Origin of the sequence: Pantoea sp. GM_Pan_4 (assembly GCF_026541005.1) — a bacterium.
Classification (GTDB): domain Bacteria; phylum Pseudomonadota; class Gammaproteobacteria; order Enterobacterales; family Enterobacteriaceae; genus Pantoea; species Pantoea dispersa.
Window position 1 is genome coordinate 392,823 of record NZ_JALNUZ010000001.1, and the last position, 20,297, is coordinate 413,119.

At 61.1% G+C, this 20,297-nt stretch carries 21 protein-coding genes; 7 read left to right on the plus strand and 14 right to left on the minus strand.

Features of this window, described 5'->3' with window-relative positions; all coding sequences use genetic code 11:
- Positions 1 to 61: 61 nt before the first annotated feature.
- Positions 62 to 775 carry a murein tripeptide amidase MpaA gene (gene mpaA / locus OXR61_RS01890; RefSeq protein ID WP_021506130.1) on the plus strand — a complete coding sequence of 238 codons (714 nt, stop codon included), beginning with the start codon at positions 62 to 64 and terminating at the stop codon, positions 773 to 775.
- Here mpaA and ycjG read toward each other — a convergent pair.
- Positions 744 to 1,730, minus strand: coding sequence for an L-Ala-D/L-Glu epimerase (gene ycjG / locus OXR61_RS01895; RefSeq protein WP_021506131.1), 987 nt, complete (start codon positions 1,728 to 1,730; stop codon positions 744 to 746). The two genes, mpaA and ycjG, sit on opposite strands and share 32 nt — an antisense overlap.
- A 151-nt stretch (positions 1,731 to 1,881) precedes the next feature.
- Here ycjG and tpx point away from each other — a divergent pair, with 151 nt between their 5' ends.
- Positions 1,882 to 2,385: a thiol peroxidase gene (gene tpx, locus OXR61_RS01900; protein ID WP_021506132.1), complete on the plus strand. Its 504-nt coding sequence runs from the start codon at positions 1,882 to 1,884 to the stop codon at positions 2,383 to 2,385.
- Between the two features lie 58 nt (positions 2,386 to 2,443).
- On the opposite strand, the gene tyrR is transcribed toward tpx, so the two are convergent.
- From tyrR to pspA, 7 genes are all read right to left on the minus strand, one after another.
- Positions 2,444 to 4,009 (minus strand): transcriptional regulator TyrR, encoded by a 1,566-nt coding sequence (gene tyrR, locus OXR61_RS01905; protein ID WP_021506133.1) that lies wholly within the window; start codon positions 4,007 to 4,009, stop codon positions 2,444 to 2,446.
- A gap of 213 nt (positions 4,010 to 4,222) precedes the next feature.
- Positions 4,223 to 5,296, minus strand: a complete 1,074-nt coding sequence (locus OXR61_RS01910; RefSeq protein ID WP_021506134.1) for a YcjF family protein — start codon at positions 5,294 to 5,296, stop codon at positions 4,223 to 4,225.
- A complete protein-coding gene (locus OXR61_RS01915; protein WP_031279138.1) occupies positions 5,293 to 6,690 on the minus strand; it encodes a YcjX family protein in 1,398 nt (465 codons plus the stop codon). Before OXR61_RS01915 ends, OXR61_RS01910 begins: the two co-directional genes overlap by 4 nt.
- The gene (pspD, locus tag OXR61_RS01920; protein WP_021506136.1) at positions 6,671 to 6,919 is read right to left on the minus strand and encodes a phage shock protein PspD; all 249 of its coding nucleotides are present in this window, start codon (positions 6,917 to 6,919) and stop codon (positions 6,671 to 6,673) included. Before pspD ends, OXR61_RS01915 begins: the two co-directional genes overlap by 20 nt.
- Before the next feature lie 48 nt (positions 6,920 to 6,967).
- Positions 6,968 to 7,315, minus strand: coding sequence for an envelope stress response membrane protein PspC (gene pspC, locus OXR61_RS01925; RefSeq protein ID WP_021506137.1), 348 nt, complete (start codon positions 7,313 to 7,315; stop codon positions 6,968 to 6,970).
- On the minus strand, positions 7,312 to 7,536 hold the full coding sequence (gene pspB, locus OXR61_RS01930; protein ID WP_021506138.1) for an envelope stress response membrane protein PspB: 225 nt from the start codon (positions 7,534 to 7,536) through the stop codon (positions 7,312 to 7,314). Before pspB ends, pspC begins: the two co-directional genes overlap by 4 nt.
- Before the next feature lie 57 nt (positions 7,537 to 7,593).
- On the minus strand, positions 7,594 to 8,259 hold the full coding sequence (pspA, locus tag OXR61_RS01935) for a phage shock protein PspA (RefSeq protein ID WP_021506139.1): 666 nt from the start codon (positions 8,257 to 8,259) through the stop codon (positions 7,594 to 7,596).
- A 156-nt stretch (positions 8,260 to 8,415) separates the two neighbouring features.
- Between pspA and pspF the strand changes: the two genes are divergently transcribed.
- On the plus strand, positions 8,416 to 9,411 hold the full coding sequence (pspF, locus tag OXR61_RS01940; RefSeq protein WP_021506140.1) for a phage shock protein operon transcriptional activator: 996 nt from the start codon (positions 8,416 to 8,418) through the stop codon (positions 9,409 to 9,411).
- Between the two features lie 119 nt (positions 9,412 to 9,530).
- Positions 9,531 to 11,216 (plus strand): 2-isopropylmalate synthase, encoded by a 1,686-nt coding sequence (gene leuA / locus OXR61_RS01945; protein ID WP_021506141.1) that lies wholly within the window; start codon positions 9,531 to 9,533, stop codon positions 11,214 to 11,216.
- On the opposite strand, the gene OXR61_RS01950 is transcribed toward leuA, so the two are convergent.
- Together OXR61_RS01950 and OXR61_RS01955 are read right to left on the minus strand one after the other, a co-directional pair.
- On the minus strand, positions 11,167 to 11,949 hold the full coding sequence (locus OXR61_RS01950) for a helix-turn-helix transcriptional regulator (RefSeq protein ID WP_021506142.1): 783 nt from the start codon (positions 11,947 to 11,949) through the stop codon (positions 11,167 to 11,169). The two genes, leuA and OXR61_RS01950, sit on opposite strands and share 50 nt — an antisense overlap.
- Complete coding sequence (locus OXR61_RS01955) at positions 11,950 to 12,813, minus strand: NAD(P)-dependent oxidoreductase (RefSeq protein ID WP_021506143.1); 864 nt, start codon at positions 12,811 to 12,813, stop codon at positions 11,950 to 11,952.
- A gap of 215 nt (positions 12,814 to 13,028) precedes the next feature.
- Here OXR61_RS01955 and pqqU point away from each other — a divergent pair, with 215 nt between their 5' ends.
- Entirely contained in the window at positions 13,029 to 15,152 is a 2,124-nt protein-coding gene (gene pqqU, locus OXR61_RS01960; protein ID WP_267410552.1) for a TonB-dependent receptor PqqU, read from the plus strand.
- A gap of 35 nt (positions 15,153 to 15,187) precedes the next feature.
- Here pqqU and OXR61_RS01965 read toward each other — a convergent pair whose 3' ends face one another.
- The 4 genes from OXR61_RS01965 to OXR61_RS01980 all read right to left on the minus strand — a co-directional run bounded on the left by OXR61_RS01965 (position 15,188) and on the right by OXR61_RS01980 (position 17,551).
- On the minus strand, positions 15,188 to 15,667 hold the full coding sequence (locus OXR61_RS01965) for a DM13 domain-containing protein (RefSeq protein WP_021506145.1): 480 nt from the start codon (positions 15,665 to 15,667) through the stop codon (positions 15,188 to 15,190).
- Positions 15,668 to 15,911: 244 nt separating this feature from the next.
- Positions 15,912 to 16,466 (minus strand): isochorismatase family protein, encoded by a 555-nt coding sequence (locus OXR61_RS01970; protein ID WP_021313413.1) that lies wholly within the window; start codon positions 16,464 to 16,466, stop codon positions 15,912 to 15,914.
- A 16-nt stretch (positions 16,467 to 16,482) separates the two neighbouring features.
- Positions 16,483 to 16,908 carry a MarR family transcriptional regulator gene (locus OXR61_RS01975; protein ID WP_021506146.1) on the minus strand — a complete coding sequence of 142 codons (426 nt, stop codon included), beginning with the start codon at positions 16,906 to 16,908 and terminating at the stop codon, positions 16,483 to 16,485.
- A 97-nt stretch (positions 16,909 to 17,005) separates the two neighbouring features.
- Positions 17,006 to 17,551: a helix-turn-helix domain-containing protein gene (locus OXR61_RS01980; protein ID WP_021506147.1), complete on the minus strand. Its 546-nt coding sequence runs from the start codon at positions 17,549 to 17,551 to the stop codon at positions 17,006 to 17,008.
- Positions 17,552 to 17,648: 97 nt separating this feature from the next.
- Between OXR61_RS01980 and OXR61_RS01985 the strand changes: the two genes are divergently transcribed.
- Together OXR61_RS01985 and OXR61_RS01990 are read left to right on the plus strand one after the other, a co-directional pair.
- A complete protein-coding gene (locus tag OXR61_RS01985; RefSeq protein ID WP_021506148.1) occupies positions 17,649 to 18,827 on the plus strand; it encodes a benzoate/H(+) symporter BenE family transporter in 1,179 nt (392 codons plus the stop codon).
- 153 nt (positions 18,828 to 18,980) lie between these two features.
- Entirely contained in the window at positions 18,981 to 20,297 is a 1,317-nt protein-coding gene (locus OXR61_RS01990; protein WP_021506149.1) for an SrfA family protein, read from the plus strand.

Below are 20,297 nucleotides of genomic sequence, written 5' to 3' on the forward strand. Positions count from 1 at the left end.
AGGCTGGATGGCAGCTCACAATTTTTGCGGCTGAACGCGATGCATGACAGAGAGGAAGGTTATGTCGACACACCACCCGCGCCCGCTGCGCGGTAAGCTTGACGCCGTCTGGCAACAATATGGACATTCGGTGCTGGGTGCGCCGCTGCTGTGGTTTCCGGCACCGGCGGCCGACGAGGACAGCGGACTGATTATCGCCGGCACCCACGGCGATGAAAACGCGGCGGTGGCCACGCTCTCCGCCGCCATGCGCACGCTGCCGGACACGCTGCGGCGTCACCATGTGATTCTGGCGGTCAATCCGGACGGCTGCCAGCTCGGGCTGCGCGCCAATGTCAACGGTGTCGATCTCAACCGCAACTTCCCTGCCGCCAACTGGCAAGCCGGCGATACCGTCTATCGCTGGAACAGCGTGGCCGACGCGCGCGATGTGCTGCTCTCAACCGGAAACGCGCCGGCGTCAGAGCCGGAAACCGCCGCACTGTGCCAGCTGATTCATCGTATCCGGCCGCGCTGGGTCGTCTCCTGGCACGAACCGCTGGCCTGTATTGATGATCCGCACCACAGCCCGCTGGCCAGCTGGCTGGCGGAACAAACCGGTCTGCCGGTGGTGAGCAGCGTCGGCTACGCCACGCCGGGCTCGTTTGGCAGCTGGTGCGCCGATCTCAGTCTGCCCTGCATCACCGCCGAAATGCCGGCCATCTCGGTGGACGAAGCCACCGAGGTGTATCTCGATGCGATGATCAACCTGCTGCGCTGGCAGCCGTCGTCTTAAGCACGCCGTGCGAGAAGTGCAGCGACGGTTCCACATCGGCCGCCAGCCACGTCGGACCGTCGAGATCAGCAAACGTGGCCTGCGGCGTTAACGGTAGCGCGGCACGAATGGCGCGCGAGGTACACAACATACAGCCCAGCATGATGGCAAATCCCTGCGCGCGCGCGGCCGTGGCCAGCGCCAGCGCTTCGGTCAGCCCACCGGTTTTATCCAGTTTGATATTCACCATGTCGTAGCGCCCGTGCAGGGCTGCCAGGCTGTCGCGCGTGTGGCAGCTCTCATCCGCACAGATCGGTAGCGGATGGATAAAATGGGCCAGCGCCGCATCCTGCGCGGCAGGCAGCGGCTGCTCCAGCATCGCCACCTGCAAATCCGCCAGCAGCTGGCAGCGCGCCGCCAGCCCTTCTGCCTGCCAGGACTCATTGGCATCGACGATCAGCGTGGCGTCCGGCACCGCACTGCGGATCGCCACCAGCCGTTCGCTGATCAGATGGTTATCCAGCTTAATTTTCAGCAGGCGCGCGCCGTGCTGCCACAGCGCCAGCGCGCTGCTGGCCATCGCTTCTGGCGTATCGATGCTGACGGTATGCGCCGTGACGATCTCCTGTGCCGGCACCGCCTCACACAGCGCCGCCAGGCTGGTGCGCTGCTGCTGGCGCTCCAGATCCCACAGCGCGCAATCAATCGCGTTGCGCGCGGCACCGGCCGGCAACGCCTGTTGCAGCGCCGCCCGCGTCATGCCGTTTTGTAACGCACCGAGCTGTGAAGCAATCTGCTGCAGCACCGAAGCCTCACTTTCGCCATAGCGCGCGTAGGGCGTGGCCTCGCCAATCCCTTTGAGGCCATCCTGCTCAATCTCCACCACCACCACGTGCGCCTCGGTGCGGCTGCCGCGCGAAATCACAAACGGCGAGTGCAGCGGCCAGGCTTCCGGATAACTTTTCACTGTTCTCATACTGACTCCTCAAATCCATGACGTCATAACGTGCTGGTGCAACTCCACGTTGAATTAGGCTCGTAAACCCTTAAAATTTATGTCATAAACAAACGCTATACCTGTTCTGGTGGGGTTAACGCCAGATTTTTCATCGTTAAAAGGAAATTGTATGTCGCAGAATGTTCACTTTCAGGGCAATCCGGTGCCGGTTGCCGGCCACTTCCCGCAGGCTGGCGAGCAGGCAAAACCGTTCAACCTGGTAGCGAAAGATCTCAGTGATGTGTCCCTTTCTCAGTATGCAGGCAAACGCAAAGTTCTGAACATTTTCCCAAGCATTGATACCGGCGTGTGCGCCGCGTCGGTGCGCAAATTCAACGAGCGTTCTGGCGAAGCTGACAACACCGTGGTGCTGTGCATCTCTGCCGATCTGCCGTTTGCGCAATCGCGCTTCTGCGGCGCCGAGAACGTCAACAACGTAGTGACCCTGTCTACGCTGCGCGGTGCAGAATTCATTGAAGGTTACGGCGTTGCCATCGCCGATGGCCCGCTGAAAGGCCTGACCGCTCGCGCCGTGGTGGTGCTGGATGAGAACGACAAGGTGCTGTACAGCGAGCTGGTGAATGAAATCACCGAAGAGCCGAACTATGAAGCGGCACTGGCAGCGCTGAAGTAAGGCTATTGCTGATAAAAAAGCCGTCTGTCACAGACGGCTTGTTGATACAGAACGCGGATTATTCGCCTTCGCTGCGTTTCTGACCGAGGCCATATTCGCGCAGCTTGTTGGCAATCGCGGTGTGTGACACCCCAAGGCGTTTCGCCAGTTTACGCGTGCTGGGATACGACAGATAGAGACGAGTCAGCACTGAACGCTCAAAACGGCTGGTAATTTCATCCAGCGACCCTTCCATTGCCTCTTCGCCCAGCGACACATCCAGCGCCTGCTCCGGCAGCACGATATCCTGCGGACGCAGTTCATAACCTTCCAGCTGCGTGAGCGCGCGATACAGCGCATTTTTCAACTGGCGCACGTTGCCCGGCCAGTTATAGCGCGTCAGGAACGGCGTCAGCTGCGGTGACAAACGCGGGCGCGGCAGCCCCTGCTCATCCGCAAAGCGCGCCACAAACATTTCGGTGAGCGGCAGAATATCCAGCGGACGTTCGCGCAGCGGTGGCAGATTCAGCGTCAGCACGTTCAAACGATAGAACAGGTCTTCGCGGAACTCGCCGCGCTGCACCAGCTCAATCAGATTCTTTTGCGTGGCGCAGATCACGCGCACATCCACATGCACTTCATGATCCTCGCCGACGCGGCGGAAGGTGCCATCGTTCAGGAAGCGCAGCAGTTTGGTCTGCATGCGCGGCGACATCTCGCCGATTTCATCCAGCAGCACCGAGCCGCCGTTCGCCTGCTCAAAGAAGCCCTTCTTGCCTTCCAGCGCGTTGGGATACGCGCCCGCCGCGTGACCAAACAGCTCGCTTTCAGCGACGTCATCCGGGATCGATCCGCAGTTGAGCGCCAGGAACGGTTTTTTGCCGCGTGCGCTGCGCAGATGGCAGGCGCGTGCCAGCATATCTTTACCGGTGCCGGTGTCGCCAACAATCAGCAGCGGCGCATCGTGCATCGCCAGCTTGCGCGCCTGGTCGATCACCTGACGCATTTTCGGCGTCACCGCCACGATGTGATCGAATTCGGAGTCATCGGTGACGCTGAGGTTCTGCAACTGCCGCCCCATGCGTGCAGTGGATTTCAGGGTGATCATCGCGCCTACCGGCTGGTCGTTCTGCTCATCTTCCTGCGCCAGATAGATCGGGCGCGCTTCCATGAGGAAATCACGCCCCTGGATGACCACATGCTGCGCCTGCGCGTCAACACGTTCACTCTCCAGCCAGCGCTGGAAATTAAAGCCGGCAATCAGCGTGCCGGCGTTCTGGTTACGAATCTTCTGTTCGTCAAGGTTAAACAGGTTCTGCGCCGCCGGATTCGCCAGTTCGACTTTACCTTTCAGGTCGAGGGAGAACACCGGCTCGGGCATCGCCACCAGCAGCGCGCTCAGCGCGCGATGTTCACGTTCAGACGGCATGAAAGACACGGTGCGAACGTCTGTCACGCCCGGTGTACGGCGAATCTCCGCCATCAGGTTGCTAAATGCGTCAAATTCCAGCGCAGAAAAGTTAAGGTAGATGCGGCCCAGCGAGGCAATTTCAATGCCGCGCAGGTCAATATTACGGGCAACCAGCAGGTCGAGTAGCTCGCGCGCCAGACCGATACGGTCCTGGCAGAAAACTTCCAAACGCATTGCGATGAGCCTTAGTCAGGTTTTGATTTTAGAGATAATACGCTAACTTGCAGCGCCTCAGAAGGGTTCTGTCATGAAAAGTTGACACTCTGAGGCAGGTGACGAAGAGAAGTGTAGCGGAACAACCAACAATAACCCCGCCAGAAATCACTCTGAGCACAGATAATTTCACCTTTCACGCCATCGGCAGCGTGAAAGGCAGACAAGGTGAGATTATTTAGCAGCCTGACCTGCTTTATCACCACTTTTGGCCAGCGATTCTTTAAGCTGTCCCACCAGTTCACGGCGGAAATCGCCGAGCCGCGGTTTGTCCTCCGCCAGCCACGGCAGCGGACGGCATAATTCCATGGCTTTGATCCCCAGCCGGGCGGTTAGCAGCCCGGCACCAATGCCCTGCGCCGCACGCGCCGAGAGACGGGCGGCGATGTCCTGCGACATCCAGTCCATACCGACTTCGCGCACCAGCTCTGACGCCCCGGCAAACGCCATATTCAGTAATACCAGCCGGAACAGCCGGATGCGACTGAAGTAGCCGAGTTCAATGCCGTAGATGGCCGCGATGCGGTTCACCAGCCGCAGGTTGCGCCAGGCGATAAACGCCATGTCCACCAGCGCCAGCGGGCTGACGGCAATCATCAGCGTCGATTCTGCCGCGTGGCGGCTGATTTCGCGCCGCGCCTGCCGGTCCAGCACCGGCTGCACCAGCTGGGCATACAGCGTGACAATTTCGCGGTCGTTATGGGTTTCGTGCAGCGCCGCGTGCCAGCGCTGCAGTGCCGGATGCGCCTGATCCAGCTGCGCCTGGCGCGCCAGCTTTTCACAGAACACCCGGCCTTTGCCGATGCCGTGGCTGGCCAGCAGTTCACGGCCCACGTCACGCTCTTCCGCCCGCTGACGCAGACGATACAGCCGACGCCATTCGCCAATCAGCGCGCCCGCGCCGGCGGCGACAATCAGCCCACCGGCCACGCCGCTGCCCAGTGCAAACCAGTCGCGCGTCAGCCAGGCATCGTGCAGCCACTGGGCGCCCTGCGCCACCACGCTAATGCCAAAGATACCCAGCCCGACGCCCACCATTTTGCGCCACAGGCTGCGCTTTGGCCGCAGCGCGGCTTCCACCACTTTCTCGCCGGCGCCCTCTTCCAGCGGCTCCGCGTCAGGCGTCACCAGAAACCCCTGTTGCGCGTCGCTGCTAAAGGTGTGTGCCGCGCGCAGGGCTGGCTCCGCAGGCTCCTGCAACGGACGGGCAAAATCTATCCGTGGTTTGAGTGGCGTTTCGTCGCTCATCGCAATTTATCTCCCAGTAAAAATTCCAGCGCAGCATCCATGCGGATATGCGGCAACGGCCGATCGACATCCAGCTGCTGCGGCCGGAACTGTTCAAACTGAAACCCCTGCTGCTGCCAGAAGCTATTGCCCGGCAGGCGCGGCGGTACTTCGCCCGGGTAAAAGGTCAGCGGTTCACCGTCGGCGAGGCGATGACCGCGCAGCGCCGGTAATTTTTCTCCGCGATGATCCACCAGCCCGCTCTCGGTCGCCTGCACCGACGCCAGCCCCAGACAATCCATGCTGATGCCTTCAAACGCGGCGTTCTGCCACGCGTCCTGCACCAGCTGCTGCAGCAGCGACACCATATTGGCGTGCTGATCGGCAGTGATGTGATCGGCCTTGGTGGCGGCAAACAGCAACTTATCGATGACCGGCGAGAACAGACGGCGGAACAGCGTGCGCTGGCCATAGTGAAAACTTTGCATCAGCTGGGTCAGCGCCAGCCGCATATCATTGAACGCCTGCGGTCCACTGTTGAGCGGCTGCAGGCAGTCGACCAGCACGATCTGGCGATCGAAGCGCAGGAAGTGATTTTTATAAAACCCTTTCACCACATGCTGACAGTAGTAGTGAAAACGCTGCTGCAGCATGGCGAAATTGCTGCCGGCCGGCGCCTGTAACAGCTTGCCGGCCTGCTGTTCATCAACGTTGGGCCACGGGAAAAACTGCAGTGCCGGCGCGCCAGCCATGTCACCCGGCAAAACAAAACGTCCCGGCTGGATGAAGTGCAATCCTTCGGTTTTGCACTGATGCAGGTAGTCGGTCCAGGCGGCGGCGATCTCCGCCAGGCGGTTTTCATCGGCGGGCGCGAACGGGTCGAGATCGGCGCTCAGGCTGTGCCAGCGCGCGGCCCACTGCTGACGATCGCCCTGCAGCAGGCCGACCATCTGGCGTGACCAGCTAAGATAATCCTGCGCCAGCATCGGCAGATCGAGCAGCCACTCGCCGGGATAATCGACAATTTCGAGGTAAAGGGTGGCGGTATCTTTGAAATGGCGCAGCAGAGACTGATCCGGCCGGTAGCGCAGCGCCAGGCGCATCTCGCTGACGCCACGCGTCGGGGTCGGCCACATCGGCGGCGTGCCGTACAGCTGGGCCAGCCCTTCATCATAGGTAAAGCGCGGCGTGCCCAGCTCACGCTGGGGTACGCGCTTCACGCCCAGCAGCCGCTCTTCGCGCACCACGGAAAACAGCGGCAGACGCGCGCCGCTGTGGACATTGAGCAGCTGGTTAACCAGCGAGGTGATAAACGCGGTTTTACCGCTGCTGCTCAGGCCGGTGACGGCGAGGCGCAGATGGCGATCCACGCCGCGGTTCATCAGCCCCATCAATTCATTTTGCAGTCTTTTCATCGCTCTCCCTGATGAAACGTGCCGACAGGCGGTTAAACGCCTTACTCAGCAACGGTTCCAGGGCGGCCGCCAGCAACAGGCGCAGCGGACGGCGCGCCACCGATTTCACTGCCCAGCCGGCCAGGCCGCCGGGCGCATAAGTTACTGCACTGATGATGATGAATTTTCCCGCCGACTTCAACGCAGGCGTTGCGCGGCGGCGCAGAGCAGTTAAACGTTGCGTATGCATAGCGCCTCTCTTAGAGCAGCGGACCCGCTGACGGGCCCGCGACAGGGATTAAATCTGGCGGAAACGGCTGCGTACGCTGAAGGTTTCTGAGGTCACGTAACGCTCAATATCGCGTACGTTACGCTCATCCGCGGTGAGCGTATTTTCCAGCTCATCCAGCAGTTCGCGCGCCGTTGGTGTGCGCTCAGAGGGTGCGTCCAGCGGTTTTTCATCCAGCACGTAGCCAAGGATAAAATAGGCGGTCACGGTGATCATAAACAGACCTAAAAACAGCGACAGCACCACAATCACACGCAGCAGCCGCACCGGAATGTCCAGGTACTCGGCCAGCCCGGCACACACGCCGCGCACTTTGCCCTGCTGCGGAATACGCCACAGTTTGCGTCCGTTCATCATGGCTGCCTCCAGTTCGGGTGTTCGGCATCGAGGATCGCTTCCAGCGCCTCGACCCGATCACGCATGCGGCGCGCTTCCTGCGTCAGCTGCTGCAGGCGCTGCAGGTCACCGGACGAAAGCGTCCCGCCGTTGCGTTTGTTGCTGTAGTGCAGCCATAACCAGATCGGTGCCACAAACAGCACGAAGATCGTTAACGGTATGGCCAGAAATAGTGCGCTCATTGACTCTCCTTTTTCAGTACACCCGGCAATCCGGGCCCGTTAGCAGGCCCGGGGCGATCACTCGCTGCGGTTCATTTTGGCTTTCAGCGCAGCCAACTGCTGGCTGATTTCGTCATCGGCTTTCAGATCGGCAAACTGCTGGTCCAGCGTTTTGCTTTTACCGAAGCGCTGGCTTTCCGCTTCTGCTTCCATGTGATCGATGCGACGTTCAAACGACTCGAAGCGTGCCATCGCCTCATCCAGCTTGCCGCTGTCGAGCTGACGACGCACATCGCGTGACGATGAAGCCGCCTGGTGACGCAGCGTCAGGGCCTGCTGACGGGCGCGGGTTTCGCTGAGTTTTTTCTCCAGCTCGCCAATCTCGCCTTTCATGCGATCCAGCGTCTCTTCAACGTGGCTGGCTTCCTGCTGCAGCGCAGCGATCAAATCGGTCAGCTTCTGTTTCTCAATCAGCGCCGAACGGGCTAAATCTTCTTTCTCTTTACTCAGCGCCAGCTCAGCTTTTTCCTGCCATTCGGCCTGCTGAGTTTCGGCCTGCTCAATACGGCGCAGCAGCTGTTTCTTTTCTGCCAGCGCGCGGGCCGAGGTGGAACGTACTTCCACCAGCGTGTCTTCCATTTCCTGAATCATCAGGCGTACCAGTTTCTGCGGATCTTCGGCACGCTCCAGCAGCGAGTTGATGTTAGCGTTCACGATATCGGCGAAACGAGAAAAAATACCCATAATGATGTTCCTCTGGTTGTCATGTCTTTACGCTCATGACTAATACAAGATGCGTGCCAGTTTTTAATGTGCTGATTTTACTGGGTTTGACTGTTTTACACGCGCCGCGCAATCCGTTAAGGTAGTGAAATTAATTAATCAGTGGTGAATTTCATCATGGCAAACGGTAAAGACAATCTGCTGGGCGAGTCGAATAACTTTTTAGAGGTGCTGGAACAGGTATCGAAACTGGCGCCGCTGGAGAAACCGGTGCTGGTGACTGGCGAACGCGGTACCGGTAAAGAGCTGATTGCCAGCCGCCTGCACTACCTCTCCGACCGCTGGCAGGGGCCGTTTATTTCGCTTAACTGCGCCGCGCTGAATGAAAACCTGCTGGATTCCGAGCTGTTCGGCCATGAAGCCGGTGCCTTTACCGGCGCCCAGAAGCGCCACCTTGGCCGCTTTGAGCGCGCCGATGGTGGCACGCTGTTTCTGGATGAGCTTGCCACTGCGCCGATGCTGGTGCAGGAGAAACTGCTGCGCGTGATTGAGTATGGCCAGCTGGAACGCGTTGGCGGCAATCAGTCGCTGCAGGTTAACGTGCGTCTGGTGTGCGCTACCAATGAGGATCTGCCCGCGCTGGCCGCCGCCGGCCGTTTTCGCGCCGACCTGCTTGATCGTCTGGCGTTCGATGTCGTCCAGCTGCCGCCGCTGCGCGAGCGCCGCAGCGATATCCTGGTGATGGCCGAGCATTTTGCCATTCAGATGTGCCGCGAGCTGGGCCTGGCGCTGTTTCCCGGCTTTAGCGAGCGCGCTCAGCTCACCCTGTTACAGCACAGCTGGCCGGGCAACGTGCGTGAACTGAAAAACGTGGTGGAGCGCTCGGTGTACCGTCATCACAGCACCGAACAGGCGCTCGACACCATCATCATCAATCCGTTTGCGCCACGCAGCGCTCCTGCGGTAACAGAGCCAGCAGCAGAACAGCGTGAAAACGCCCTGCCGGCGCTGCCGCTGGATTTACGCCAGTGGCAAAACCAGCAGGAGCGCGCACTGGTCGAAGCCAGTCTGCAACAGGCGCGATACAACCAGCGCCGCGCCGCTGAACTGTTGCGCGTTACTTATCATCAGCTGCGCGCGATGATGAAAAAACACGGGATCGAAGCACAGTAGGGTTTAACTGACGGGTATCGCTGCGGCAGCTGTCAGTTTTGCACGCCGGGTTGTCAGCTATGCGTGAGCCGCGTCCGGCAGGTTACTGCAGACTACAGGCAGACCTCAAGGAGACCCCCATGCTGACTCAACCTGCTGAAAAATATCGCCCGTGGCCTGTCATCAATCTGGCGGATCGCCAGTGGCCGTCACGCCAGATCACCCGCACGCCGCGCTGGCTCTCAACCGATTTGCGCGATGGCAATCAGGCGCTGGCTACGCCGATGGACAGCGCGCGCAAATTAGCATTCTGGCAACTGCTGCTGCGCTGCGGCTTTAAAGAGATTGAAGTAGCGTTTCCCGCCGCCTCGCAAACCGATTTTGATTTTGTGCGCCTGCTGATTGAACAGCAGCACATCCCTCACGACGTCACTATTCAGGTATTAACCCAGGCGCGCGGCGATTTAATCGATCGCACCTTTGCAGCGCTGCGTGACGCGCCGCAGGCGATTATCCATCTGTATAACGCCACCGCCCCGCTGTTCCGTGAGCGCGTATTTCGTCAAAGCAAAGCTGAAATTGTCGAGCTGGCCTGCGCCGCCGCGCGGCAAATCCGCGCACGCTGTGCGGCGCAGCCCGCCACACACTGGACCTTTCAGTACTCGCCGGAAACCTTCTGCTTTACCGAGCCGGAATTTGCGCTGGAAATCTGTGAAGCGGTCGCCGCCATCTGGCAGCCGGGACCGCAGCGGCCGATGATCATCAATCTGCCCGCCACGGTGGAAGTCAACACGCCCAACGTCTATGCCGACCAGATCGAGTATTTCTGTCGCCACTTCAGCCAGCGCTCGCAGGTGGCCATCAGCGTCCATCCACATAACGATCGCGGCACCGGCATCGCCTGCGCCGAGCTGGCGCTGCTGGCCGGCGCCGATCGCGTTGAAGGCTGTCTGTTTGGTAACGGCGAGCGCACCGGCAACGTCGATCTGGTGACGCTGGCTCTGAATCTCTATACCCAGGGCGTGACGCCTGAGCTGGACTTTAGCGATATGCGCGAGGTGCTGGAAGTGGTGACGCGCTGTAACCAACTGCCGGTCCATCCGCGCCATCCTTACGCCGGCGAACTGGTGTTTACCGCCTTCTCCGGCTCGCATCAGGATGCCATTCGCAAAGGCTTTGCCGAACGCAGCGCGCATAATGAAGTGGTATGGCAAATGCCCTACCTGCCGCTCGATCCGCTGGACATCGGCTGCAGCTATGAAGCGGTGATCCGCGTGAACAGCCAGTCCGGTAAAGGCGGTGCCGCCTGGCTGCTGGAACAAAATCACGGCCTGCAACTGCCGCGCGGCCTGCAGCAGGATTTCAGCCGCTGCGTGCAGCAGCAGACCGATGCTCACGGCCAGGAGATGACGCACCACGCGCTGTGGCAGCTGTTCTGTCAGCAGTACGGCCTGCAACAGCCACGGTGTCGCCTGCTGCAGGCAGAGAGCCATAGCGATGATCAGGGCGAGACGCGGATTAAAGCGCGCCTGCAGCAGGGTCCGCAGCAGCTGACCCTGGAAGGGCGCGGCAACGGTCTGCTGTCAGCGGCGGTGGCCGCGCTGCGTCAGCGCTACGATCTGACCGTAACCATTGAGGATTACCATGAACACACGCTGGGCAAACGCAGCGACAGCCGTTCGGTGTGCTATATCAGCTGCATCACGCCGCGTGGCGAGCGTGCGTGGGGCGTGGGTATTGATAATGACGTGACGCGCGCCTCGCTGCAGGCATTGCTTAACGCGGCGGGCGCTTTTCTGCCGCCGGAAAGTAGTTCGCTGGCGTAACGCCCAGCACGCGACGAAACATGGCGCTGAAGGCGCTCGGGCTGTCGTAGCCGAGATCGAGCGCCACGGCCAGCACCGTATCGCCCTGTGCCAGCCGGGTCAGCGCCACGCTCAGCCGGGCACGCCGCAGCCAGTCGCTAAACTGCAAACCGGTTTCGCGACTGAAATGGCGCGCCAGTGTCCGCTCCGCCACACACAGCTGCGCCGCCGCGCGCGCCAGCGTCCAGCTCTCGCCCGGCGCCTGCTGAATCTGCTGGCACAGCGCCAGCAACCGGTCGCTGTGCGGCAGTGGCAGGCCGAACGGCAGCACGTCCATCACGCGAATTTCATCGAGAATTAGCTCGTAAATGCGCTCGGCGCGACTGCCGGACGCGTAATGCTCCGGCAGCGTGAGCGCGCTGACAATCAGCTCCCGCAGCAGCGGCGATATCTGCACCACCTGACAGCTGGCGGGCAGATCGGCGCGCGCCAGCGGATCGACAAACAGCGTGCGCGCCGCCACGCTGCCAACGATGTGCAGCGCATGACGCGTGCCGGCCGGTAGCCACACGCCGCGGCTGGGCGGCACAATCCAGCTGCCGTGTTGCGTTTCCACTTTCACCACGCCGCTCAGGGTATGGATCAGCTGCGCGCAGTGGTGATAGTGCCACGGCTCCGCATCGCCGTGCGCGTAATCGTGCGCATACGGCACCAGCGGACGCTGCGAGAAGTCAAAGTCGAGCCGCTGACTCATTTAGCGTTTCAGGTACTGATAAACCGCCGCCAGATCCTGCTCGCCATAACCGGCATCGACCGCCTGCTGCCAGACATCGACGATGTTTTCCAGCGCCGGCAGAGAAGCGTCGCCGGCTGCGTCCAGCGCCAGCCGCGCATCCTTCAGCGCCCAGATCAAATGCATCTGCGGCGTAAAGTCGCCGCTTGCAATCATGCCGAGTTTCATTTTGGCGTACGGCGCTGCCAGCGGACCGCCTTCCAGCACCTGCCAGAGATCGTCGGTAGTGAAACCGAATTGCTCTGCCAGCCGGGTGCTTTCGGCAAGACTCTGCATCAGGCCAATCAGCCAGCTATTCACCACCAGCTTCATGCGCGAGCTGGCACCGGCGGCACCCAGCCACTGCGTCCCTTTACCAATCGCGGCGAACACCTGCTCCGCCGCCTGGGCGCGCTGCCGGTCGCCGCTGGCCATCACCAGAATCTGCGCGTTTTCAGCCGGCGCTTTGGTACCGGAGACCGGCGCATCAATAAACACCACGTCCGGCCGTGCGGCCGCCAGCTCGGCGATCAGCGCGTCGGTCGCTTCAACGCCGATGGTGCCCATCTGCGCCACGGTAGCCCCCTGCTGCATTGAGTTCTGCACCTGGCTTAGCGTGGCGCGCGTGGTAGCGCCGTCCGCCAGCATGGCAATCACCACGTCTGCGCCTTCCACAGCCTGCGCGGCGCTGTCGCTCAGCGTCAGGCCTGCGGCCACCAGATCTTCACCTTTGGCACGCGTGCGGTTCCAGCCGCGCACGATAAAGCCTTTCTTCAACAGATTGGCGGCAAATGCGTGTCCCATCGCGCCTAATCCCAGTACCGCCACTACAGGTTGCTGACTCATGTTTTCTCCTTCTTCTTACCGCAGGCAAAACGATCACACTGACAGAAATTGGGGCTGACAGCCAGGCCAGAGGTGCGGTGAAAGGACATTTTTCCCGCCACACTTAACAGGGTTCTGCCCTACTATTAACGCTTTTCAAACCCGCGCTAAAACGATTAACATACGCGCGATAAATGTCCCGATTGGTTCATTTCACGTCTTTTACGGTTATTAAAATGAAAATTGCTCTTTTGCGACAGGCGCCGTTGCTGATGCTGCCTGCACTCCTGCCGCTGCCGCTGCTGGCGGCGGACAATGCCAGCAATACCCTGGTGGTGAGCGCCGCGCCCGCGGCCAGTGGACTCTCTGAGCTGGATACCCCGGCGGCGGTCAGCGTCGTCAGCGGCGACGATATGCGCCACGCCGCACCGCGCGTTAACCTGTCTGAAAACCTCACCAGCGTACCGGGTCTGCAAATCCAGAACCGCCAGGATTATGCGCAGGACCTGCAGATTTCAGTGCGCGGCTTTGGTTCGCGTTCCACCTTCGGCCTGCGCGGCATTCGCCTGTACGTTGACGGCATTCCGGCCAGCATGCCGGATGGTCAGGGGCAAACCTCGAATATCGATATCGGTTCAATCGATCGCGTGGAAGTGCTGCGCGGCCCGTTCTCCGCGCTGTACGGCAACGCATCGGGCGGCGTGATCAATGTGGAAACCCAGCGCGGCCAGCAGCCGACCACGCTGGAAGCCAGTAGCTGGTACGGCAGCTACGGCAGCTGGCGCAACAGCGTGAAAGCGAGCGGTGCCACCGGTGATGGCAGCCATGCCGGCGATGTTGACTATACGGTGTCGGCTTCGCGCTTCACCACGCACGGCTATCGTGACCACAGCGCCGCGCAGAAAAACCTCGGCAATGCCAGGCTTGGCGTGCGCATTGACGATGTCAGCACCCTGACGCTGCTGTTCAACAGCGTTCACGTTGAGGCGCAGGATCCGGGCGGCCTGACGCCGGATCAGTGGCGTGATAATCCGCGCCAGGTGGCCAGCAACGTCACGCTGTACAACGCGCGTAAAACCGTCGACCAGACCCAGGCGGGCCTGCACTACCAGCGCCAGATGAGCGACAACGACGATCTCAGCGTGATGCTCTATGCCGGTGAGCGCGAAACCACCCAGTATCAGTCCATCCCGCTGGCGACCCAGCTGAAAGCCGGCTATCCCGGTGGTGTCATTTCACTGGCGCGCCACTACCAGGGCATTGATACCCGCTGGACGCACCGCGCTACGCTGTTGACGCTGCCGGTGACCCTGACCGGCGGCCTCGACTATGAGACCATGAGCGAGAAGCGCAAAGGCTATCAGAACTTTACCCGTAGTGATGGTGCCACCGACTACGGCGTGCGGGGTGATCTGCGCCGCAACGAGCGCAACCTGATGTGGAACCTCGATCCCTATCTGCAGACCGCGTGGCAGCTGAGCGATCGCTGGTCGCTGGACGCCGGCGTGCGCTTCAGCACGGTCAATTTCGATGCTAACGACTATTACGTGACCGCCAGCGATCCGGATGACAGCGGCAATCGCCGCTACCACCGCTGGCTGCCTGCGGCCTCGCTCAAATACGCGATTGATGATGGCTGGAACGCCTATGTTTCCGCCGGTCGCGGCTTTGAAACGCCGACGCTCAATGAACTCTCCTACCGAGCGGCGGATCAGGCCGGGCTCAATCTCAACCTGCAGCCAGCCACCAGCAATACCGTGGAGCTCGGCAGCAAAAAACGCCTCGGCAACGGCCTACTGACCGCCGCGCTGTTTCAGACCGATACCAAAAACGAGATCGTGTCAGACAGCAGTTACGAAGGCCGCACCAGCTACAAAAACGCCGGTGAGACGCGCCGCCGTGGCCTGGAACTCGGGCTCGATCAGCAGTTTGGCTATGACTGGCACCTGAAAGCTGCGTGGACGCTGCTCGACGCGCGCTACCGCAGTAACGCCTGCGGCAGCGACAGCTGTGACGGCAAGCGCATCCCCGGTATAGCACGCAATATGGCCTATGCCGGACTGGCCTACGCGCCGGAGCAAGGCTGGTATGCCGGCGGCGACCTGCGCTACCTGAGCGACATTGCGGCCAACGACCAGAATGATGTCAAAGCGCCGGCGTATACGGTGGTGGGACTGAACAGCGGCTATAAATGGCTGGTGCAGAACTGGACGCTGGATCTGTTTGGTCGCGTGGATAATCTGCTCGATCGCCACTATATTGGCTCGGTCATCGTTAATGAGAGCAATGGCCGGTATTACGAACCCGCACCGGGGCGTAATTACAGCGTCGGCCTGACGCTAAGTTACGCTTTCCAGTAATCTAAATCAGGCACCGGCGCACGTCGGTGCCTTATTCAGGTGCGATAACGCGCTGATCCGACAAATTTCGAAAATTGCTCACTCCAGATTTGCACGGCGCAATATTCCTGCGGATCGATGCCTTCCGGCAGTGATTTAATAAAATCACCAAAGTTATTTAAATCGCCAATTAACGCCGACTGATGCTTTATTTGCAGAAATGAGTGCTGATCAAACGCCTGAGTTTTGGTGAGGTAAATTTTATAGTGTGGCCCGGGGGCAATTTCCCCCTCAAAGGCGATGACGTTTTCATTGAGATAGACCTTGCCGCTGGCCCAGTACAGCGCATCACTGCCCGGCTGATGGCGATCAAACTCGCCGCTATATAGCGCCTGCTGTTTCGCCAGATCAACCTCCTTTTGCGTGGCATTCACTTCCGCGGTAATTAACGGTGACAACACCAGACCTAAGGTAATACCGGTGCCCAGAAAAAACAGGCTGGCGATGAGATAAAGCACGTTTAATTTTTTTAGCATCCCTACCTCCCTGCAGCAGAATAGCACTGTACTGCTCTACCCGATCCTGCTGCTCTCTGGTGTTAATAAAAACGTAAAGTCAGGCTAAATATTGGTTATCGTGTTGCTGTGCATACTGTGACAGTAACCAGCGCTGTTACAACCAACTCTCAACGGCGGCAGGGAAAGCGAGGCGCAGCAGAATAACCAGTGGCAGCGAGCGGCAAAGATAAGGGCCGGCAGTACCAGCCCTGGAGGGAAAAGATCAGTTCAGCAGCGCGAGGATTTCCTCAGTGGTGCCGGTTTCGCCGAGGCGCGGGAAGATGCGCTCAATGCTGTTGTGGTGGGTTTCGGCGTTCAGGCAGCTCATTGCATCAGTCGCCAGCGTAACGTTGTAGCCCAGCTCGTATGCCTGACGCGCCGTGGATTCCACGCCGATACTGGTGGCAATCCCGCACACCACCACCTGCGTTACGCCACGCTGCTGCAGCTGCTGGTGCAGATCGGTATTGTGGAACGCGCCCCAGGTTTTTTTCGTTACGCTGATATCGCCCGGCTGCGGTGTCATTTCCGGCACCAGCACCGCCCAGTCTGCCGGCAGAGCAGCATCGTGACGCGGCTGCTGATTGCGGCCCGGCGCGCCGCCCGCCACGTTCACCAGCACCACCGGCAGCTGTTTCGCGCGAAACGCCTGCGTCAGCTGCGTGGCGCGTGCAATCACTTCATCCGGATGGCGCGGCGTAACCGGCAGGCGGACGATGCCGTGCTGCAGGTCGATGACAATCAGGGCGGTTTGGGCATCTAACGTGGTGACAGCCATGGTGAGTCCTCTCAAATTAGTGGTCAGCGAGTCGTTGCAGTAAGGGAATGGCGGCCAGCAGCGTTTGCTGCTCCTGCGGGCTGAGCAGGCTGCTGATGCTGTGCAGCAGCCAGTCGTCACGCTGGGCGCGATTGCTGGCGATGAGCTGCAGGCAGGCAGCGGTAGGCTGATAACGGGTTTTGCGGCCATCCTGCGCATCGGCCACGCCCTGTACCAGGCCCAGCGTCTGCAGGCTGGCGACCGTGGCACTCATTGACTGGCTGCGCACCCCTTCGCGCGCGGCCAGCTCGGTCACCGTCATTGCGCCGTCGCGCACCAGATACCCCAGCACGGAAACCTGCGGCCAGGTGAGATCGCCCGGCGGGGCCGATTCACGCAGGCGGCGCATCAGTTTGCCATTGATGCTGCGTAACGCGGCAGCGGCGCTAATCAGCTCGCTCATCGCCCTTCTCCTTTACTGATGAGACCGCAGTATATAAATACGCAGGTAAACTGTGTAGTTTGCCTTCGTATCAATTTGTAATTGCACATCCCGCCGCTCAGCTGCGCTGCAAATAGTGAATCAGGCTATGAAAGCGCAACGGGCTGGCCAGCGGATTGCGGTAGCTGTGCGGCTGATCGGCGGCGAACTGGCTGGCCTCGCCGGCCTGCAGGCGACGCCAGCTGCCCGCCATGCCCAGCAACAACTCACCTTCCAGCACCACCACCTGCTCAATCACCCCGCTTTCGTGCGCTGACGAATCGCTTTGCGCGCCCGCCGCCAGCGTCACTTCCAGTAGATCGAAGCGCAAACGCGCGTCATACGGCAGCAGCGGCTTCACCTGCATTTGTGCATTGGGCTGGCTGAAGGTCGCCACATCGCCCGACGGCTGCGCCCCGCTCTGCACAAAAAAGGAGAACGGCACATTAAAGCCGGTGGCGATTTTCCATAGCGTGGCGATCGTTGGACTCGACTCGCCGCGCTCAATCTGACCGAGCATAGCTTTACTCACGCCGGTGCGCGCCGCCGCCAGCGTCAGGCTCCAGCCATTGGCCTGACGCAGCTGCTTCAGCGCCTGGCTGAGATGTTGATGCAGATTTTCCATGAATTCTCCTGAAAAGCGGGCGCGCAGTGTACCACTTGTGCGCGCCATACCGTGCGTGCCACAATGTGCGTTATAACGCACAACAGGATGTGATTCCATGACCACTGCAACTGTTCGTCCGGCTTTTTCCTTTCCGATGCTGATTTCCGGCCTGATCGCCGTGCTGGTCGGCTACAGCAGCACCGCGGCGCTGATCTTCCAGGCGGCGCAGGCTGCAGGCGCCTCACCGGCGCAGATTGGCGGCTGGCTGTCGATGCTGGGCGTGGGCATGGGGCTGGCGTCACTCGGCCTGTCGCTGTGGACGCGGATGCCGGTGCTCGCCGCCTGGTCGACGCCGGGTGCCGCGCTGCTGGCCACCAGCGTGCACGGCCTGACGCTGAATGAAGTGGTCGGGGTGTTTGTCGCGACCAATCTGCTAATTGTGCTGAGCGGCGTGACCGGCCTGTTTGCCCGGCTGATGAACCACATTCCCCAGTCGCTGGCGGCCGCGATGCTGGCGGGGATTCTGCTGCGTTTTGGCATCGGCACCTTCAGCGGCTTACAGGATCATTTTGCCCTGTGCGGCAGCATGTGTCTGGTGTGGCTGCTGGGCCGCCGCTGGCTGCCGCGTTATGCCATTCTACTGGCGCTGGTGACGGGCGTGCTGGTGGCGCTGGGTCAGCGCGCCATCCACTTTCCGCCTCATGCGCTAACGCTGAGCGTGCCGGAATTTATCATGCCGCACTTTAATCCTGCCGCGCTGATTGGCGTCGGCTTGCCCTACTTTTTGGTGACCATGGCGTCGCAGAATGCGCCCGGTATTGCCACGCTGCAGGCGCATGGTTACCGGCCGCCGGTCTCCGCGCTCACCGGCTGGACCGGCCTGATCGCGCTACTGCTGTCGCCGTTCGGCGGCTTTTCGGTGTGTATTGCCGCCATCACCGCCGCGATCTGCATGGGCGATGATGTCGATCCGGACCCGGCGCGCCGCTGGGTGGCTTCCGCGCTGGCGGGCGTGTTCTATTTGCTGACCGGCTTTACCGGCGCGCTGATCGCCGTGATGCTCAGCGCATTGCCGCCGGTGCTGATCGCTACGCTGGCCGGTCTGGCACTGCTGGCCACGCTGGCGGGCAGCCTGCAGCGCGCGCTGGCGGAACCCGCGCAGCGCGACAGCGCCATCGTGGCATTTCTAATCACCGCCAGCGGCATCTCCCTGCTCGGCGTCGGCTCGGCGTTCTGGGGCCTGATCGGGGGCGTCCTCACCCATTTGCTGCTCAGCCCGCGCCGGAACGGTTAACATTTCATCACCCCGCGTACCGTGGGGGGAATAACGCCCTGTTTTCCCCCCTTTTTCCCCCGTTTGATTGCGGCGCATTTGGCTTAAGATCACTACCATCGCCCATCACACCCGATGTTTGGCTTCAGATAACCACCGATAAGGGCCCAACGAGTGGCAAAAACTTTTCTGCGCAGCGGCAATCTTGACGCGTTACTGGCACTGGGGGAGAACGGCCAGCCGGTCTGGGCTTCTGCCCTGCAAATTCGCGAAACGTTACGTTTGCGCCGCCAGACGACACTGGCCAACTGCCTCGCGATCCCGCAGGCCAACGAGCGCGGTGACCGCCTTGACTGGTACGCGCCATTCAGCGGCAAAGTGAAATCCTGGCTGGCGGCCAGCGATCGCGAAAAGCGTCAGGCTCTGGATCAGCTCACCCTTAATCAGCAGGATTTGCAGGCGCTCAGCCTGCGCGCCCGGGATGCCGACAATCCGGCGATGCGCCTGTTTGGGGCGCTGCTGGCGAAGACGCTGCAGTTTCCCGATCAGCAATACGTCTATCTGGTGGATGGCAAGCCGGTGATCACCTTCTGGGGCTTTGTCGACCCGCAGGCGCGCACGCGTGATGATGCGCTGGCCTGCCTGCGCGACAGCCTTGATGAAGAACTGCCGCCGCTGGTGGTGCCCGCGCCGGAGCCAGAAAGGGCTGCCGCGCCTGAACCGGTTGCGGCCCCCGTTGTGGCGGAGCCCGAGCCGGAACGGCTGGCGGAACCCGAACCACAGCCCGAACCCGCACCGCTGAGCGTTGTCGCCGACACGCCCGCGCGGAAGAAATCCGCACTGCGCCCGCTGCTGCTGGTGCTGCCTCTGGCCGCTGTCGCCGCAGCGGGCGTGGCCTTCTGGTTACACGACGCGCCGGTCCAGCCGGCAGAAACCGAAACCGCGCCTGTGGTCAGCGCCGCGCCCACGCTGGCCCCGGCGATGCTGGCGAAAGCACAGACGCTGGCCACCACGCTGCCGCACAGCAGTGCGACGGTGACGCCTGCGCCGGCACCGGCTGCCCCACCGGCACCGCCGGAGGTCGTAGCGGAACATACCGAACCGGCCAAAGCGGACGATCTGGTGATGACCGCCGATGACGCGCGCCTCGGCTCGGTGAAATTTATCAATGGTACCTGGCGCGTGACGCTGCGTCAGACCAATCTGCCGACCGGCAAGCCGCCGAGCCTGCGCTATCAGATCCGCAACGGTAAAGGCAGCGCAGTGATTACCCAGGGCGACAATATTCGCTGTAAAGCCGATGTCACCGCCGCCATGACCAGCGCCGGCACCATGGTAGTGCGCAGCCGCTATACTGCCAGCTGCAGCGATAAATCACGCTATCGCATGCCGGAGCTGGTGTGCAAAGCCGGTGATGGCATTGCCAGCTGTACGGCGCAGTATGGCGCCGATCAGGTGTTCCCGTTGACGATTAAGCGTGAGAGTAAGTAA

Excerpts from the sequence above, each read along its gene's own strand:
- OXR61_RS01975 (WP_021506146.1), bottom strand. The coding sequence starts at position 16,908 with ATGAGCGAGCTGATTAGCGCCGCTGCCGCGTTACGCAGCATCAATGGC.
- ycjG (WP_021506131.1), bottom strand. The coding sequence starts at position 1,730 with ATGAGAACAGTGAAAAGTTATCCGGAAGCCTGGCCGCTGCACTCGCCG.
- pspA (WP_021506139.1), bottom strand. The coding sequence starts at position 8,259 with ATGGGTATTTTTTCTCGTTTCGCCGATATCGTGAACGCTAACATCAAC.
- pspC (WP_021506137.1), bottom strand. The coding sequence starts at position 7,315 with ATGATGAACGGACGCAAACTGTGGCGTATTCCGCAGCAGGGCAAAGTG.
- mpaA (WP_021506130.1), top strand. The coding sequence starts at position 62 with ATGTCGACACACCACCCGCGCCCGCTGCGCGGTAAGCTTGACGCCGTC.
- OXR61_RS01980 (WP_021506147.1), bottom strand. The coding sequence starts at position 17,551 with ATGGAAAATCTGCATCAACATCTCAGCCAGGCGCTGAAGCAGCTGCGT.
- OXR61_RS01970 (WP_021313413.1), bottom strand. The coding sequence starts at position 16,466 with ATGGCTGTCACCACGTTAGATGCCCAAACCGCCCTGATTGTCATCGAC.
- pspF (WP_021506140.1), top strand. The coding sequence starts at position 8,416 with ATGGCAAACGGTAAAGACAATCTGCTGGGCGAGTCGAATAACTTTTTA.
- OXR61_RS01965 (WP_021506145.1), bottom strand. The coding sequence starts at position 15,667 with ATGCTAAAAAAATTAAACGTGCTTTATCTCATCGCCAGCCTGTTTTTT.
- leuA (WP_021506141.1), top strand. The coding sequence starts at position 9,531 with ATGCTGACTCAACCTGCTGAAAAATATCGCCCGTGGCCTGTCATCAAT.
- OXR61_RS01910 (WP_021506134.1), bottom strand. The coding sequence starts at position 5,296 with ATGAGCGACGAAACGCCACTCAAACCACGGATAGATTTTGCCCGTCCG.
- pspD (WP_021506136.1), bottom strand. The coding sequence starts at position 6,919 with ATGCATACGCAACGTTTAACTGCTCTGCGCCGCCGCGCAACGCCTGCG.
- OXR61_RS01985 (WP_021506148.1), top strand. The coding sequence starts at position 17,649 with ATGACCACTGCAACTGTTCGTCCGGCTTTTTCCTTTCCGATGCTGATT.
- pspB (WP_021506138.1), bottom strand. The coding sequence starts at position 7,536 with ATGAGCGCACTATTTCTGGCCATACCGTTAACGATCTTCGTGCTGTTT.
- OXR61_RS01950 (WP_021506142.1), bottom strand. The coding sequence starts at position 11,949 with ATGAGTCAGCGGCTCGACTTTGACTTCTCGCAGCGTCCGCTGGTGCCG.
- tyrR (WP_021506133.1), bottom strand. The coding sequence starts at position 4,009 with ATGCGTTTGGAAGTTTTCTGCCAGGACCGTATCGGTCTGGCGCGCGAG.
- OXR61_RS01915 (WP_031279138.1), bottom strand. The coding sequence starts at position 6,690 with ATGAAAAGACTGCAAAATGAATTGATGGGGCTGATGAACCGCGGCGTG.
- OXR61_RS01955 (WP_021506143.1), bottom strand. The coding sequence starts at position 12,813 with ATGAGTCAGCAACCTGTAGTGGCGGTACTGGGATTAGGCGCGATGGGA.
- pqqU (WP_267410552.1), top strand. The coding sequence starts at position 13,029 with ATGAAAATTGCTCTTTTGCGACAGGCGCCGTTGCTGATGCTGCCTGCA.
- tpx (WP_021506132.1), top strand. The coding sequence starts at position 1,882 with ATGTCGCAGAATGTTCACTTTCAGGGCAATCCGGTGCCGGTTGCCGGC.